Source organism: Rhizobium yanglingense (assembly GCF_977109285.1).
Genome location: NZ_CDSAWY010000005.1, coordinates 2,097,107 through 2,110,411 on the forward strand (window position 1 = coordinate 2,097,107; position 13,305 = coordinate 2,110,411).

Sequence of the window (13,305 nt, forward strand, 5' to 3'; positions counted from 1 at the left end):
GGCAATCGCTTGCTTCAGGCACCAAGTTTCGCGCGATAACGCCTTTGGAGCAATGGAAGAATCGTGCGTGGCTGAAGCGGTCGAAGCGTTCATCAAAGACCGCTCTTCCTGACGGATCTTTACGGTCTGGGCCTGCCGCATGGCGATCCCGCCACCACGGCCACCGAAAGCAACGGCTACGTCTTCGAAAGGGTCATCCCGCGAAACCGGCCAAGAGGGTTTGGTCTTCAGTAAGCGCATCGATCTTTACAAGCGCGACTGCTTCATTCTCGAAGCCAAAAAGAAGCTCGCCGGCCGGCAGGATGCGCCGACGCTGCCGCGGCATCGCTTGAGGTCTCTGCCGCAGTCGCAAAAGCATTTGGCATCGACGGCGGCCAGCATTGGCTGCGGTTAACCGACGACGTGATGACCCAGTCGCGTTGATTGCGGGTTCATCCCCGAGGGTTCGAGATCAAAACAGCAATTGTTGCAGAAAATAGAAGGAAGAGGCTCTCTTTTACGCCGCGAGATGAGTTGCCTTGGCGCACGGATTCGACGTTGTGGCAATTTGCTACAATATTTTGCGCTTAACCATATCGCTTAGGCTTTCGTTCATCCTCCCGCATCAGTTTGCGGCCCGGTGGCTGGGAACCAACCATTGAGGATCGGAAGCTATGACCCATGCACTCGTGCTTTTCTCGGCCGTAACCGCGATCGTCGTATCGATATCGGCGATCGGCAGTCAGCCGGCGCCGAACAATTCGAAATGGCCGGAAATCCATCCGGCGAAGACCTCGCGCGTTCTGCCCGCGCCAGAGCGCTGATGAACGGGCAGTTCATTATCGGTTCAGGACCGCACGGCTAAATCTCGCTTCGGCTGGATTTATGGAGACTCGCAATGAAGATTATCTCGCTGGCAGCAGCGCTCGTTATCGGAGGCCTTTCGGCAGTTTCCGCCGAAGCGATGCCGATGGCGCCGGCGCGTGCCGATACCGCCGCCCCGTCTGCGATCACGAAAGTCGATTATGCCTGCGGGCCTGGATGGCGCCTGAACCGCTGGGGCGAATGCCGCCCGCGCTTCCACCGTCCGCCGCCGCCGCGCTACTGGCATCGCCCGTCGCCACGTTGGGGCTGGGGCTGGGAGCGCCCGCGCCATCGACGCGACCGCGACTGGGGCCGCTACGACCGTTATGACCGTTACGAACGCAGCAGTTTTTGAGCGGCGCAGCGATCGGTAAACGCTGAGATTGACGAAGCCGGGACGAAATGTCGCCCCGGCTTTATTTTGCTTTCCGGGTTGCCACCTTCTCCGGCGTCGTCGCTAGCGCGAATTTCTTGATTTCCTCCGGCGTCAGATAGTAGAGCCGGTCGGGTGGCGTCTCCATCGCATGCAGCCAGAGGCCGGGCTTGATGCCCATGTCGCCGAGATGGCGGGTGACGCCGGCGGTCGTGCGCTGCGCCTCCGACATGGCGCGCTCCGGCGAAAGCTTCTCCTTCGAGCCGTTGAAGACCTGATGCACGCCGATGACGGCGCCGTCCTCGGCCTCGCGGGTCACGCCGCCGGCCATGATGATCGGGCAGGAGGAGGCGCAGAGCGCGCCGCTTGCCACCCTGGTACCGATCTTCCGTTCGCGAATGAGCTCCGAAATCGCCAGCGCATCGCCGACGGCGCCGCCCGGCGAATCCAAAGAAACAGTCTTTACATATTCGCCGCGCGCCGCAATCTCCTGTTGGAAGCGGGCGGCAGCGCCGAGCTCGATTGCCCCCTGCGCCAGGAGCACACCGCCCGGCTGTAGCTCGAAACGGATCGGCTGCTTGAGCAGCTCGATGCTGGTCGTGATCTCGGAAGGTGGCGCCTGCGGTCCACCCTCCGTCAGCGCCGGCGGCAGCACCGGCATGGTCTCCGGCTGTGCCGGATCGAAGCCCGGCAGCTCGGCGTTGGCGGCGCTGATCTCGCGCCAGTCGATGACCGCAAGCACGATCGTAGCGGCAAGCAGGGCGTGGAAGGCGTGTCGTATCAGCGTGCCGTCCTCTGTGGAAAGCACGTAATCCTTCAGCCGCTGCCCTGCCGTTGCCAGCCTCATACGGGCGGTCCCTTCCTCGGTCCCTTGCCAGAAAGATCGAAGCTCGCAATGTTCGATTGGTCCGGCGTTTCCGTTTTCTCTGCTTGAGCGAGCGCGGCTTCGAGATCGACGCCGCGCTGCTGGACGGCCCGCTGCACCTCCAGCGCCTGCAGAAGCTCTGCTGCGGTGATCCGCTCGGCAAACGGCAGGCGCTGTTCCTGGCGCCGCAGCGTCGAGTGGACGATCGACAGCATGAAGACCAGCACCGCCGGCAGGATATCGATCGAGATTGCGCCGGCCCAGCTCGGGATGAAGTCGGAAGCATAGCGCAACACCGCTTCGGCAGAGGAGAGGGGCACGAACCGCCGCTCGGCGACCGGTTCGCGCGAAAGGATCTGGTCGGCTGCCTGCGACAGTACCTTCGATTGCGCCGCAACCGAGGAGCGGATCGTCTCCATGACCTGATCCTGCCGGTTGGCGAGATCGGCCTCGCGGCCGTCGGCGACGGGGGCGATGAAGCCGAGCGAAAGGTCTTCGGCCGCACGCTTCACCGAAGGGGCGATGGAGGTCTGCTCCAGCGAGGTAATGACGCCGGAAAGCCCGACGACTTCGGCGGCGAATTGGTCGGCGCGCGGATCGATCGCGCCGGGGGCCGAAACCAGCGTACGCATCGTTTCCAGGTGCTTGCGGCCCACCTCGAAGAGCGAGGTGACCCGTTCGCGCGAGGCATTGATGCCGTTTTCGAGCTCCGTCAGCTGCGAGGCCATCTGTGAGAGAAGTTGCACGACGCTGCCTGCGCCGGTCGTGCCCGTCAGCGCGCCGGTTTCCCGCTCCTGGTCGGCCAGCCGCTCGAAGCGCTCCTGCGTGCGCTGGATGTCCGGCAGCAGGCTCTGGGCCGCAAGTGCGTTCTGATGCGCCTTGTCGAGGTCGGCGGTGTAATCCTCCAGCGTCTCGGCAAGATGCTGTTCGAGTGCGGCCGATCCTGCAAGGGCAGCCGCATTCAGCCAGCTCGACATGGCGATGATCATCGCGCAACCGAGCGCCATGACGGCGAGCATCGCGCCGCGTCCTGCCGCACCCGTCACATGCGGATAGAAGCGCGCCATATAGGTCCAGAAGGCATAGATCGCCACCGAGACCGCGCTGGAATAGATGAGGGCGGCGAAGAACACGGCCGTTGCCGAACCGTCGAGGATGCTGCGCACGCCGAGATAGGTGTAGACGCCCGACGCGAGCGCCAGAACGGCGAGCGCGAAACGCGTCATTGTTTCGACGGCGTCGATGCCGTCCTGCAGGCGATGGGATGCGCCGAGCGCCATGGGTTTCCTCCCGGTGGTATCCTCTTAAGAAACCATTAAAATCCCGGCGAAAACAAGGCCCGCAAAAGCAGCGGATCGCTTACGCCGCAGGAGGTATGCCCGGGCAGGCCCGCACCTTACTCTTCCGGCAGCAGGTTGAGCGTCTGCGTGTCCAGTTCACTGCCGATTTCCGCGCCTTTCGATTGCTTGTCATAGACACAGATATGGGTGACGAAGCCGTTGGCGCCTTTCGGCCTGCCGGTGACCAGCGCCAGCCCATAATGCGCGCTGCCGATCGGATCGACGACCGCCCTTGCATCCGCGATGGATGCGGCCGCCGCTTGCCTGCACTTGGCCTCCACATCCGCGGCAAATTCCTTCCATGCCTCGTCGGAGGATGCGAGTGCACTACCTGCCGTCATAAAAAGGAGGATCGTTGCGGAAAGGCGGATATTATTCCTCTGCATCGTGGTTTTCCTGGGCGTGGTGTCTGCCGCAAGCGCGGTTATATGCCGATGATGGGCGATTTTTGTCAACGAAGCCATGCCTGCCGGCGAGGCAAATTTTCCTCGCAGGCGGCCGATTTTTGATGTTTCCACCGTTGCCTCCCTACGTTTCCGCTCCTATGTTCCGCCTCACCTGCCGATCCCGCAATCTTTTGCCAAGAGGAGATCTACAATGGCTTTCGAATTGCCCGCACTCCCGTACGACTACGAAGCTCTCGCACCTTTCATGTCGAAGGAGACGCTGGAGTTCCACCACGACAAGCACCACAAGGCTTACGTCGACAACGGCAACAAGCTGGCGGCTGAAGCAGGCCTGGCCGATCTCTCGCTCGAAGAGGTCGTGAAGAAGTCCTTCGGCACCAATGCCGGCCTCTTCAACAACGCGGCCCAGCACTACAACCACGTCCATTTCTGGAAGTGGATGAAGAAGGGCGGCGGTGGCAACAAGCTGCCGGGCAAGCTGGAAGCGGCGTTCAACTCCGACCTAGGCGGCTATGACAAGTTCAAGGCCGATTTCGCCAATGCCGGCGCCACGCAGTTCGGCTCGGGCTGGGCCTGGGTTTCCGTCAAGAACGGCAAGCTCGAAATCTCCAAGACCCCGAACGGTGAAAACCCGCTCGTGCACGGCGCCACCCCGATCCTCGGCGTCGATGTCTGGGAACATTCCTACTACATCGACTACCGCAACGCCCGCCCGAAGTACCTGGAAGCCTTCATCGACAGCCTGATCAACTGGGACTACGTTCTGGAGCGCTACGAAGCCGCCACTAAGTAAGCGGTCTATCGCGTTGAAATCCAGCACCCGGCGCCTTGAAACGCCGGGTGTTTTCGTTTCCGCTCCCTACAGCCCTGTCATCCGACGCTCCTAAAGCAACCGCCATGCCTTCCTCGGACACTCTCCTTTTCCGCTTCGGCATCATTGCCGACCCGCAATATGCAGCGATCGCGCCGAATGCCGCGATGGACCGCTATTATGCCAACAGCCTCGCGAAGCTCGCCGAAGCGATCGAGGTTTTCAACGGCGAGGAGCTGAGCTTCGTGATGACGCTCGGCGATCTCATCGACGGGATTTGGGAGAGCTTCGACGATATCCTGCCGGTCTACGAAAAGCTCCGCCACGAGAACCTCTTCCTGCTCGGCAATCACGATTTCGCGGTCCCGGCGGAGCATCTTGCCTCTGTTTCCGCGCGCGTCGGTCTGCCGTCGCCCTATTACGCCTTCTCGTGCCGTGGCTGGCGTTTCGTCGTTTTGAACGGCAACGAAGTCAGCACGTCCGCGCCGCCGGAAGGGCATCCGTACCGCGAACTCGCAACCGAGCGTCTGGCGGCGCTGGCGGCAACTGGCGCGATCAACGCCCATCGCTGGAATGCATCACTGAGCGATGAGCAGTTCGCATGGCTTGCGGCCCAACTGGATGCGGCAGAAGCCGCACGCGAGCGTGTGATCGTGATGAACCACTATCCCGTCTATCCGCCGAACGAGCACGACATGTGGGACCGGGAACGCATCATCGATCTCATTTCCGGCCATGACAACGCCGTTGCCTATTTTTGCGGTCACAACCACGTCGGGAACTACGGCAAGACCGGCGGCTGCCACTTCGTCAATTTCAAGGGCATGGTCGACACCGAAACGGAAAACACCTTCGCCATCGTCGAGGTCTTCGACGGCCGCCTCGAAATCCGCGGTTTCGGCCGCGAGGAAAGCCGCACGCTGGCGCTGTAGAGCCGCCATGGTTATCCCCCGGATGGAACCGATGCTGCTCCTGAAAAGTTAGGCATGAGACCCTTCAGGAGGCCATACCGATGTTCCAGGCTCTTGAAATACTGACTGTTCTCGTCGTCGCCGTCGCGATGGCACTGGCCCTTGCCCATGCGCTCGAGCTTCCGGGCAAGATGCGGCTGTCGAAGGAGCAGTACCTTGCCGTGCAGCCCATCTATTATCCCGGCTTTACCTTCGGCGGCGTCGCCGAGCCGCTCGGCCTGATCATGATCTTGGCGCTGATCGTGATGATGCCGCCTTTCAGCGGCACCTACTGGCTGACCGCCGGCGCTTTCGTGGCGCTGCTCGCCATGCACGTGATCTATTGGATGGTGACGCATCCGGTAAACAATTTCTGGCTTAAGGAAAATCAGCCGGAAGGAGCTGGGAAACGCTTTTTCAGCTTCAGGTCCCATGGGGACGCCGAAGCGCCGGACTGGACCGTCCTGCGCGACCGCTGGGAGCGCTCCCACCTTCTGCGCGCCGCCTTCGGCCTGGTCAGCCTGATCCTGCTCGTCGCCGCCGTCGCCGCCTGACACATCGCCCGGCAGAGCCCAGCCGTGTTTCAGCGTTAGGATGAGACGGCAAGCGGTCTTTCCGCCCAGCCGTTCATCCATTCTTCGCGCAACCCGTCGCCTTCGCCCCGGAAGAAGGCGCCGGCCGCTTCGCAATGCTCGACGCGGTCGCTGCGGAAATTGCGGATGGCCTGGCGCAGTTCGCACCAGCCGACGATATTGGCGTAGTGTGAATAGTAGATCAGCGCGATCGGGCGGATGGTGCGCTCGGTGGCACGTCCCAGTTCGTCGCGGTAGTTAAGCGCCAGCTTCTGCTCGTCGCGGATCGCCCGGCGCACCATGCCGAGATCAAAGCCCGCAGGCGGCTGCGCGACGGTGCCCCAGGCAAAGAGCGCCTTGTTCTCCATCGCCTGTCGCAGCGGTACCGGCACCGCGCCTGCGATCTTCTGATTCACCCGCTTTGCCGCCTGCTTCAGCTCCGCGTCGCCGGTACGCTCCAAAAGCGCGAGCGACAACACGACCGCCTCCAATTCCTCGATAGAAAACATCAGCGGCGGCAGGTCGAAACCGGGGCGCATGATATAGCCGATGCCGCGCCCGCCCTCGATCGGCACGTGCATCCCCTGCAGTGCGGCGATATCGCGATAGATGGAGCGCACCGTCACTTCCAGAGCGTCCGCCATCGCCTGCGCCGTCACCGGTTTCTTTGCCAACCGCAGGATCTGGATGATCTCGAAAAGGCGTGATGCCTTGCGCATTTTGCCGGTTTCCTCCAAGGCTCCTGACAATACACTGTCAGTTGGGCTTTGGTATAGCACTGCCTATCGAATTGAAATCCAAGGCGGTCCGCCAAAATGGCCGCCGGCTCGAAGGCAGACACCTGACATGACTTACACGGAAAACCTCTGGCTCTACTTCACCCTTCTCTTCGGCATCATCATCGTGCCGGGCATGGACATGCTCTTCGTGCTCGCCAATTCCCTGACCGGTGGCAGGAGCCGCGGCATGGCGGCAACGGCAGGCATCATGGCGGGCGGCGCGGTGCATTCGCTCTACGGCGCAATCGGCGTTGGCATCCTCGCGAGCCTGCTTCCCTCGCTCTTCAACCCGCTGCTTTTCCTGGGCGCTGCCTACATGATCTGGATCGGCTTCACGCTGATCCGCAGCTCGATCACCGTGGATACGGTCGGCGAGGGGAGCCTGCGCTCCGGCTGGCGCGCCTTCCGGCAGGGCGCGATCACCTGCCTCATCAATCCGAAGGCCTACCTCTTCATGCTCGCTGTCTATCCGCAGTTCCTCAAACCCGTCTACGGGCCGATCTGGCTGCAGGGCCTTATCATGGGCGCCATGACGCTTGCGACCCAATTCGCGATCTACGGCGCAGTGGCGCTCACCGCTGCGCGAAGTCGAACGCTGCTGATCTCCAATCCCGGCGCTACCATCATCGTCGGCCGCGCCGCCGGAGCACTGTTGATCGCCGTCTCGCTACTGACTGCCTGGCATGGCTGGAAGGCGGTGGCCTAGTGCGAGGAGCAGATAGGTAGCGAGACTTGACCGATCGCATCTCATTCCTGTGCCTGTCACGGAAGTCCAGCCACGGCGCGGACGCGCCGTGAATGACCTCTCCTTCTTAAAATGAGTTTCCCGCGCCATGGACATGGTGCTGCTGGAACCCTGCGACAGGCACCGGGATGAGGATTGCGGGTTCATTACCATTTTGAATTCCTTGCCATATCACCCACTTGTTACTTCGCGCCCCGTATAATTTTGCCATCATGCGGCCGCGAATATCAGGCGCCGGGCTCGGAGAGGCCTCGGTATCGAGAGGAGTGGACATATGAATTTCAAAACAATTGCGGCGGCTGTGCTCGTTGCCGGCATGGGGGTGACGGCGGTCTTCGCCCAGCAGGAGGGCACGCATGAAGCGCGCGAAGCGCTGATGAAGAAGGTCGGCGGCTCGGCTGGCGCCATGACGGCAATCGCCAAGGGCGAAAAGCCCTATGATGCCGAGGTGGTGAAGGCAGCGCTGACGACGATCTCTGAAACCGCCAAGGTCTTCCCCGACCAGTTCAAGCCGGGCACGGAAACCGGCGACAAGGCGGCGAGCCCGAAGATCTGGGAAAACATGGATGACTTCAAGGCGCGCGCCGCAAAGCTGAGTAGCGACGCCGAGAAGATCCTCGCGCAGCTTCCGGCCGACGCTGCCGGTGTCGGCGGTGCGTTGAAAACGCTCGGTACCAATTGCGGCGGCTGTCATGAGAATTACCGCATAAAGACGGATTAAGCGCTAGCCGTCCCCATCCGAATCCATCGGTCCGCGCCTGCCTTGCCGTAGGTGTGGACCGGTTTATCCTAGAGCGTTGCAGTCGCTGAAAAGGGGAGCGGCATGGTCCGCAGGTTCATCCGGTTTGTGCTTTGTCTTGTCGGCATTGTCGCCCTCGGCGGTGCGGCCTTTTATCTTGTCACCGCGCCGAACCCGCTGCCGGAAAGCCATTGGGCCAACCTCGGCACGCCGGATGTCAAGAACGGCGAAACGGTGTTCTGGGCGGGCGGCTGCGTCGGCTGTCATGCCGCTCCCGGTTCCGAAGGCGATGCCAAGCTCACCCTATCCGGCGGTCTTGCGCTGAAGAGCCCCTTCGGCATTTTCCATGTTCCGAATATCTCGCCGGACGAGAAGGCGGGCATCGGCTCCTGGACGCTCGCCGAATTCGGCAATGCCATGAAGCGCGGCATCACCCCCGCCGGCCAGCACCTCTATCCGTCCTTCCCCTATGGCTCCTATGCGCGCATGAGCGACAAGGACGTCAACGATCTTTTCGGCTACATCAAGACGTTGCCCAAGAGCGGCAATGTCGCGCCGCCGCACCAACTGCCGTTCCCCTATGATATCCGGCTCGCACTTGGCGGCTGGAAGCTCCTCTATTTCAACGACGCGCCCCGTATCGTGCTCGCCAACGCCGACGACAAGCTGAAGCGCGGCCGGTATCTCGTCGAGGGCCCCGGCCATTGCGGCGAGTGCCATACGCCGCGTGACGCGCTCGGCGGCTTCGAGCCCAATATGTGGCTCGCAGGCGCTCCGAATCCGGAAGGTCGTGGCCGTATCCCGAACATCACCCCGGGCTCCAAGGACATCAGTTCCTGGAGCGAGGCCGATATCACCAACTACCTCGAAACCGGCTTCACCCCGGACTTCGACACCGCCGGCGGCTCGATGGCCGAGGTCCAGCGGAGTCTCGCGCATCTGCCGAAAGGCGATCTCGAAGCGATCGCCGCGTATTTGAAGGCGGTGCCGAGCCGATGATGCTTGCAAAACGTGATAGCATCTCGTCATGCCAGCATGAACGATCGCCAGCGCAAGACCGTGGAAGCGGTCTTTCGTGACCTGGTCCCTGGCCACGATCGCCTTGGCCGATGCCGAGAGCCTACCTGTCGCAGTCGGATGCGTGGTCATCGAAGGCAACGGTTCGCGCGCGTCCCTTCGAGAAAGACGGTCAGTTGTCATTCTTCCATCGACCGCATCTGGCGAAGGAGGCGAAGCGCGGTCAGATCAAGGACGCACGCCGGCCGCCGACGACTATATCGAAACCTGCCGTAAGCCGGGCAAGAAACCGCATAAGTCATATTCCGGCAAAACGATGTTCCGCGTCGAGAGCCTCGACCAATGGGCGGAAGTGATACTGTCGAGAGCGGCCGGAAAGTTGGCCGCCTGAGCCTCACGCAGCCTTCGGCTGGTGCTCCGCGCCAAACATCAAAAGATACTGGTCGAGATCCTCATTGCGGAAGTCGAGCGCCCGGTAGATTTCGGCGGCAAAGGTGGTCGGGGCGGAACCGGGGGCGGTGACCAGCATCCCGTCGCGCACCGCCGCCGGCGCGTCCTTGTAATGCGCATGCCCGGAATAACCGGGCAGGTCGGCGATGAAACGCAAGGCATTGCTGGTATGCGCCGCATTGTTCAGCGCGCCCGCCTTGGCAAGCGCCAGCGTTGCGCCGCAGATCCCCGCAACCAGTTTGCCGCGGGCCATGAAATCGTCGATGACGGGCTTTAGATCCGGCGCCTTCTCAGTCTCCCAGATCATGCCGCCGCAAAGCACCAGACCGTCGAACGCCTCCGCCCGCAGTGCTTCGGCCGCCGTATCAGGCGTCACGCGCAGGCCGCCCATGGACCGCACCTCGGCGCCACCGGGCGCCGCCGTCACCACGTCGAAGCCGAATTCGGTGCGGGCGGAAGCCGTCAGCTGCCCGACCTCCCAGTCCGCGAAAGCCTCCGTCAGAACCACAGCAAGCCGTGTCATTTGTCTCTCCCTCGTCCGTTGGAGCGGCAGGCGCTCAAGCCAGCGCCTGCATATAGCGCATGCCGGTGACCGGGCGAGGGGTGAAGTCCATATGTTGATAGAAACGGTGTGCCTGGATGTTTCCGGTCGCCGCACTCACTGAAAGGTAATCGCAACCGGCATTCCTCGCGGTTTCGCGGGCGCGGTTGACGAGGTGATGACCGATGCCGTGGCCGCGATGGCCGTCGCGCACGAAGAGGTGGTGCAGGTCCATGCCACGCTTGCCTTCCTGCGCCCTGTAGAGCGGCACCAGGATGGCGTAACCGATCAGCCCGTCGCCGGTTTCGGCGACTAGCGCCGTGATCCATGGAACCGGGCCGAAAAGGTCGCGTTCCAACTGCTCGGGCGTGGCGATCGCCGCATCGCCGTGATGGGCGGCAAGCAGGGCGATCATCTCGTTGAGTGCCGGCAGGTCCCGCGGTTTCGCCGTGCGGATCGTCACCACCGGGGGACGGATCAATGAAATTTCGCTGTCTTCGATTGCAATCATGGCTTTCGCGTCCTTGTTTGGTATTCTGCCGTCAGGACGCTGCCGATTACAACAAAGCCGCCTGACGGCGGCTTGTTGACAATATGATCTGTCCGGCCGCCCTTTACAGGTACAGCCAAAAATACGTGCTGGTGATGTGCGCGTTGTTGATCATGCGCGATAGATTCTCCAGAACGCGCGATTTGTCAATGGGGCGTCATCTTCCGTGGATACTATCTGTTAAGTTGCGTAGTGTGGCGCTGCAGCCTTATGTAGAAAATCCCATAATTCCAGACGAACGCTTTTACGGAGGGGCATCATGCGTTTCGTTTCCAAGGAAGTTGAAGGATATCGCATTTTCGCGGTCACCGGTGTCAACACCGTCTCGTTTGCCGTCGATTACCAAAATGCCGATACGAAAGGCCTGCTCGGTTTCGCGGTCGAGCGCTGCGACCCCACGGAAAGCCAGCGCTATTTCGTCCATGGCATGAAGGTCTTCGCAAGCGTCATCCCGCAGCCGGACGAAAAAACGGTCGTCACGACCTACGATCACCCGGTGCAGAGTTTCGTCTGGGACGACTTCACGGCAAAGCCGGACCGGCGATACGAGTATTTCTTCTATCCGCTGAAAGGCAAGCCGAAGAACATCGACCGCAGCGCGCCGCCGGTGAAGATCGTGGTCAGGACTGAGCCGCTCTTTACGGAGCTTGAGCACGATATCTTCTTCAACCGCGGCGTTGCCAGCAGCCAGGCCTATCAACGCCGCTTCGGCAACGAAAAGCCTGACGATCTGCAGCCGGCGGAGAAGCGTCTTGAAGCGTTGCAATGGCTGAGCCGCGACCTCGACGAGGCGCTTTTCAGGTTCATCGATCAGGCGCAGGCCGGCGACACGCTCCTCGGATGCTTCTACGAATTCCGCTATTTGCCTGTCGCCGAGCGCCTGAAGGCCGCCATCGATCGCGGCGTCGTGGTAAAGCTCGTCCTCGACGCGAAGAACAACGAACGCACCGACAGCAAGGGAAAGTTCCATCCGAGCTTTCCGCGCGAGGACAACAAGGCTATGGTCAAAGACGCCGGGCTTCCGGCGACGGCGATTGCCCGCTGGCGCGAAAACAATCCGAACAGCATCCAGCACAACAAGTTCCTGGTCCTGCTGAAAGGTGCTGCGCAGAAGCCGGCGGAAGTCTGGACAGGATCGACCAACATGTCGCCGGGCGGCATCCACGGGCAGACGAATGTCGGCCATTGGGTGCGCAATGCGGATGTTGCGGCCGCCTTTGTGGCTTACTGGAAGACGCTCGAAAGCGATCCGGGCGCAGTTGAGGGAGAAACGAGAGCCGTATCCGATGCCAAGCGCAAGGCCTATCGCGACGCCGTGATGGGGCTGGCGCCGATTCCGGCGGACTGGGAGAATATTCCGAAAGGCGTATCGAGTGTCTTCAGTCCGCAGTCAGGAAGCAAGGTGCTCGACATGTTTGTCGACGCGCTCGAATTCCTCCACCGATTACGGCGGCATCACGCTTGCGTTCGGCATCGGCAAGAAATTCAAGACGGCGCTGGTCGACAACACGGAAGCCGAGATGCCGCAGCGCCCCGTGATCTTCCTGCTCTTGGAAAAGCAGGACAAGCCCAATCCCCGTGCCAGCGATCCCTTCGTGCCGCTGAATGCGAAACACAACGTCTATCAGGCCTGGGGATCGTTCCTGCGCGATCCGGTCTACCAGTGGACGCGGGAAACCAATGCCAGGGCGCTCGGGCTCAACCAGCATGTGGCTTACGTCCACTCGAAATTTCTGCTGAAGGACCCGCTCGGCGCCGACCCGATCGTCGTGTCCGGTTCGGCGAATTTTTCAGAAGCTTCGACCAACGACAACGACGAGAATATGCTGCTGATCCGCGGCAGCGAACGCGTGGCCGACATCTACTTCACCGAGTTCAACCGGCTCTTCAACCACTATTATTTCCGCTCGATCCAGGAGGTCATGGCCGGGCGGAGCGACGGGCAAGCGAATGCCTCGGCCGACACCAGTGCAAGCCTCTTTCTGGACGAGAGCGAGACCCAGGAGTGGCTGAAGAAATACAAGCCCGGCACGCTGCGCTGGAAACGCGTGCAGGTGTTCACCAAGATGGCGGGTGCGAAGACGTTGTAGCGATCCGGAACGGACAGAATCCGCAGCCCAAGAAGCGGGCTCATCAAGCCGGTGGATAAGGGACGCAAGGAAAACCGCACCCCATGACCGCCCTCGTCTTTCGAGGCGGCGCCCTGCGGGCTTGCATCTCAGGATAAAGGCTGCTCGCCGGCGCCCGCCGCACGGCCCTCGTCCTGAGGTGCCCGAAGGCGAAGGCGCAGGGCCTCGAAGGATTACCTGCTCGCACGCCGCCT

General features: G+C 61.8%; 17 protein-coding genes and 1 pseudogene. 12 read left to right on the forward strand and 6 right to left on the reverse strand.

Annotation, left to right across the window (positions count from 1 at the left end; all coding sequences use genetic code 11):
- Positions 1-220 precede the first annotated feature (220 nt).
- From ACW4PC_RS20210 to ACW4PC_RS20220, 3 genes are all read left to right on the forward strand, one after another.
- Positions 221-394, forward strand: coding sequence for a hypothetical protein (locus ACW4PC_RS20210; protein WP_455874950.1), 174 nt, complete (start codon positions 221-223; stop codon positions 392-394).
- A gap of 259 nt (positions 395-653) precedes the next feature.
- Complete coding sequence (locus tag ACW4PC_RS20215) at positions 654-803, forward strand: hypothetical protein (RefSeq protein ID WP_022714476.1); 150 nt, start codon at positions 654-656, stop codon at positions 801-803.
- A 74-nt stretch (positions 804-877) separates the two neighbouring features.
- Positions 878-1,198 (forward strand): GCG_CRPN prefix-to-repeats domain-containing protein, encoded by a 321-nt coding sequence (locus ACW4PC_RS20220; RefSeq protein ID WP_039844293.1) that lies wholly within the window; start codon positions 878-880, stop codon positions 1,196-1,198.
- A gap of 61 nt (positions 1,199-1,259) precedes the next feature.
- Here the strand turns inward: ACW4PC_RS20220 and ACW4PC_RS20225 are convergent, their stop codons facing one another.
- From ACW4PC_RS20225 to ACW4PC_RS20235, 3 genes are all read right to left on the reverse strand, one after another.
- Positions 1,260-2,063 (reverse strand): hypothetical protein, encoded by an 804-nt coding sequence (locus ACW4PC_RS20225; RefSeq protein ID WP_455874951.1) that lies wholly within the window; start codon positions 2,061-2,063, stop codon positions 1,260-1,262.
- Positions 2,060-3,361 carry a hypothetical protein gene (locus ACW4PC_RS20230; RefSeq protein ID WP_455874952.1) on the reverse strand — a complete coding sequence of 434 codons (1,302 nt, stop codon included), beginning with the start codon at positions 3,359-3,361 and terminating at the stop codon, positions 2,060-2,062. The genes ACW4PC_RS20225 and ACW4PC_RS20230 overlap by 4 nt, the downstream gene beginning before the upstream one ends.
- Before the next feature lie 116 nt (positions 3,362-3,477).
- Positions 3,478-3,807, reverse strand: coding sequence for a hypothetical protein (locus ACW4PC_RS20235; protein WP_455874953.1), 330 nt, complete (start codon positions 3,805-3,807; stop codon positions 3,478-3,480).
- Between the two features lie 211 nt (positions 3,808-4,018).
- Here ACW4PC_RS20235 and ACW4PC_RS20240 point away from each other — a divergent pair, with 211 nt between their 5' ends.
- The 3 genes from ACW4PC_RS20240 (at position 4,019) to ACW4PC_RS20250 (ending at position 6,143) form a co-directional block, all read left to right on the forward strand.
- The gene (locus ACW4PC_RS20240) at positions 4,019-4,621 is read left to right on the forward strand and encodes a superoxide dismutase (RefSeq protein ID WP_022714481.1); all 603 of its coding nucleotides are present in this window, start codon (positions 4,019-4,021) and stop codon (positions 4,619-4,621) included.
- Between the two features lie 104 nt (positions 4,622-4,725).
- The gene (locus ACW4PC_RS20245) at positions 4,726-5,571 is read left to right on the forward strand and encodes a metallophosphoesterase (RefSeq protein WP_455874954.1); all 846 of its coding nucleotides are present in this window, start codon (positions 4,726-4,728) and stop codon (positions 5,569-5,571) included.
- An 80-nt stretch (positions 5,572-5,651) separates the two neighbouring features.
- Positions 5,652-6,143 carry an anthrone oxygenase family protein gene (locus tag ACW4PC_RS20250; RefSeq protein WP_455874955.1) on the forward strand — a complete coding sequence of 164 codons (492 nt, stop codon included), beginning with the start codon at positions 5,652-5,654 and terminating at the stop codon, positions 6,141-6,143.
- A gap of 35 nt (positions 6,144-6,178) precedes the next feature.
- Here ACW4PC_RS20250 and ACW4PC_RS20255 read toward each other — a convergent pair whose 3' ends face one another.
- Positions 6,179-6,880 (reverse strand): helix-turn-helix transcriptional regulator, encoded by a 702-nt coding sequence (locus ACW4PC_RS20255; protein ID WP_455874956.1) that lies wholly within the window; start codon positions 6,878-6,880, stop codon positions 6,179-6,181.
- Between the two features lie 127 nt (positions 6,881-7,007).
- Between ACW4PC_RS20255 and ACW4PC_RS20260 the strand changes: the two genes are divergently transcribed.
- The 4 genes from ACW4PC_RS20260 (at position 7,008) to ACW4PC_RS20275 (ending at position 9,832) form a co-directional block, all read left to right on the forward strand.
- Complete coding sequence (locus tag ACW4PC_RS20260; RefSeq protein ID WP_455874957.1) at positions 7,008-7,646, forward strand: LysE family translocator; 639 nt, start codon at positions 7,008-7,010, stop codon at positions 7,644-7,646.
- A gap of 313 nt (positions 7,647-7,959) precedes the next feature.
- Positions 7,960-8,406 carry a c-type cytochrome gene (locus tag ACW4PC_RS20265; RefSeq protein WP_455874958.1) on the forward strand — a complete coding sequence of 149 codons (447 nt, stop codon included), beginning with the start codon at positions 7,960-7,962 and terminating at the stop codon, positions 8,404-8,406.
- Between the two features lie 102 nt (positions 8,407-8,508).
- Positions 8,509-9,423 (forward strand): c-type cytochrome, encoded by a 915-nt coding sequence (locus ACW4PC_RS20270; protein ID WP_455874959.1) that lies wholly within the window; start codon positions 8,509-8,511, stop codon positions 9,421-9,423.
- Positions 9,424-9,499: 76 nt separating this feature from the next.
- A complete protein-coding gene (locus ACW4PC_RS20275) occupies positions 9,500-9,832 on the forward strand; it encodes a toxin-antitoxin system HicB family antitoxin (RefSeq protein WP_455874960.1) in 333 nt (110 codons plus the stop codon).
- Positions 9,833-9,835: 3 nt separating this feature from the next.
- On the opposite strand, the gene ACW4PC_RS20280 is transcribed toward ACW4PC_RS20275, so the two are convergent.
- Together ACW4PC_RS20280 and ACW4PC_RS20285 are read right to left on the reverse strand one after the other, a co-directional pair.
- Positions 9,836-10,414 carry a type 1 glutamine amidotransferase family protein gene (locus tag ACW4PC_RS20280; protein WP_183924932.1) on the reverse strand — a complete coding sequence of 193 codons (579 nt, stop codon included), beginning with the start codon at positions 10,412-10,414 and terminating at the stop codon, positions 9,836-9,838.
- A gap of 34 nt (positions 10,415-10,448) precedes the next feature.
- Entirely contained in the window at positions 10,449-10,943 is a 495-nt protein-coding gene (locus ACW4PC_RS20285; protein ID WP_455874961.1) for an N-acetyltransferase family protein, read from the reverse strand.
- A gap of 466 nt (positions 10,944-11,409) precedes the next feature.
- Here ACW4PC_RS20285 and ACW4PC_RS20290 point away from each other — a divergent pair.
- Both ACW4PC_RS20290 and ACW4PC_RS20295 read left to right on the forward strand, forming a co-directional pair.
- Positions 11,410-12,150, forward strand: a pseudogene (locus ACW4PC_RS20290) (phospholipase D-like domain-containing protein); the annotation flags it as partial.
- 247 nt (positions 12,151-12,397) lie between these two features.
- Positions 12,398-13,072, forward strand: coding sequence for a phospholipase D-like domain-containing protein (locus tag ACW4PC_RS20295; RefSeq protein WP_455874962.1), 675 nt, complete (start codon positions 12,398-12,400; stop codon positions 13,070-13,072).
- Positions 13,073-13,305 lie beyond the last annotated feature (233 nt).

Excerpts from the sequence above, each read along its gene's own strand:
- ACW4PC_RS20215 (WP_022714476.1), top strand. The coding sequence starts at position 654 with ATGACCCATGCACTCGTGCTTTTCTCGGCCGTAACCGCGATCGTCGTA.
- ACW4PC_RS20220 (WP_039844293.1), top strand. The coding sequence starts at position 878 with ATGAAGATTATCTCGCTGGCAGCAGCGCTCGTTATCGGAGGCCTTTCG.
- ACW4PC_RS20225 (WP_455874951.1), bottom strand. The coding sequence starts at position 2,063 with ATGAGGCTGGCAACGGCAGGGCAGCGGCTGAAGGATTACGTGCTTTCC.
- ACW4PC_RS20230 (WP_455874952.1), bottom strand. The coding sequence starts at position 3,361 with ATGGCGCTCGGCGCATCCCATCGCCTGCAGGACGGCATCGACGCCGTC.
- ACW4PC_RS20235 (WP_455874953.1), bottom strand. The coding sequence starts at position 3,807 with ATGCAGAGGAATAATATCCGCCTTTCCGCAACGATCCTCCTTTTTATG.
- ACW4PC_RS20240 (WP_022714481.1), top strand. The coding sequence starts at position 4,019 with ATGGCTTTCGAATTGCCCGCACTCCCGTACGACTACGAAGCTCTCGCA.
- ACW4PC_RS20245 (WP_455874954.1), top strand. The coding sequence starts at position 4,726 with ATGCCTTCCTCGGACACTCTCCTTTTCCGCTTCGGCATCATTGCCGAC.
- ACW4PC_RS20250 (WP_455874955.1), top strand. The coding sequence starts at position 5,652 with ATGTTCCAGGCTCTTGAAATACTGACTGTTCTCGTCGTCGCCGTCGCG.
- ACW4PC_RS20255 (WP_455874956.1), bottom strand. The coding sequence starts at position 6,880 with ATGCGCAAGGCATCACGCCTTTTCGAGATCATCCAGATCCTGCGGTTG.
- ACW4PC_RS20260 (WP_455874957.1), top strand. The coding sequence starts at position 7,008 with ATGACTTACACGGAAAACCTCTGGCTCTACTTCACCCTTCTCTTCGGC.
- ACW4PC_RS20265 (WP_455874958.1), top strand. The coding sequence starts at position 7,960 with ATGAATTTCAAAACAATTGCGGCGGCTGTGCTCGTTGCCGGCATGGGG.
- ACW4PC_RS20270 (WP_455874959.1), top strand. The coding sequence starts at position 8,509 with ATGGTCCGCAGGTTCATCCGGTTTGTGCTTTGTCTTGTCGGCATTGTC.
- ACW4PC_RS20280 (WP_183924932.1), bottom strand. The coding sequence starts at position 10,414 with ATGACACGGCTTGCTGTGGTTCTGACGGAGGCTTTCGCGGACTGGGAG.
- ACW4PC_RS20285 (WP_455874961.1), bottom strand. The coding sequence starts at position 10,943 with ATGATTGCAATCGAAGACAGCGAAATTTCATTGATCCGTCCCCCGGTG.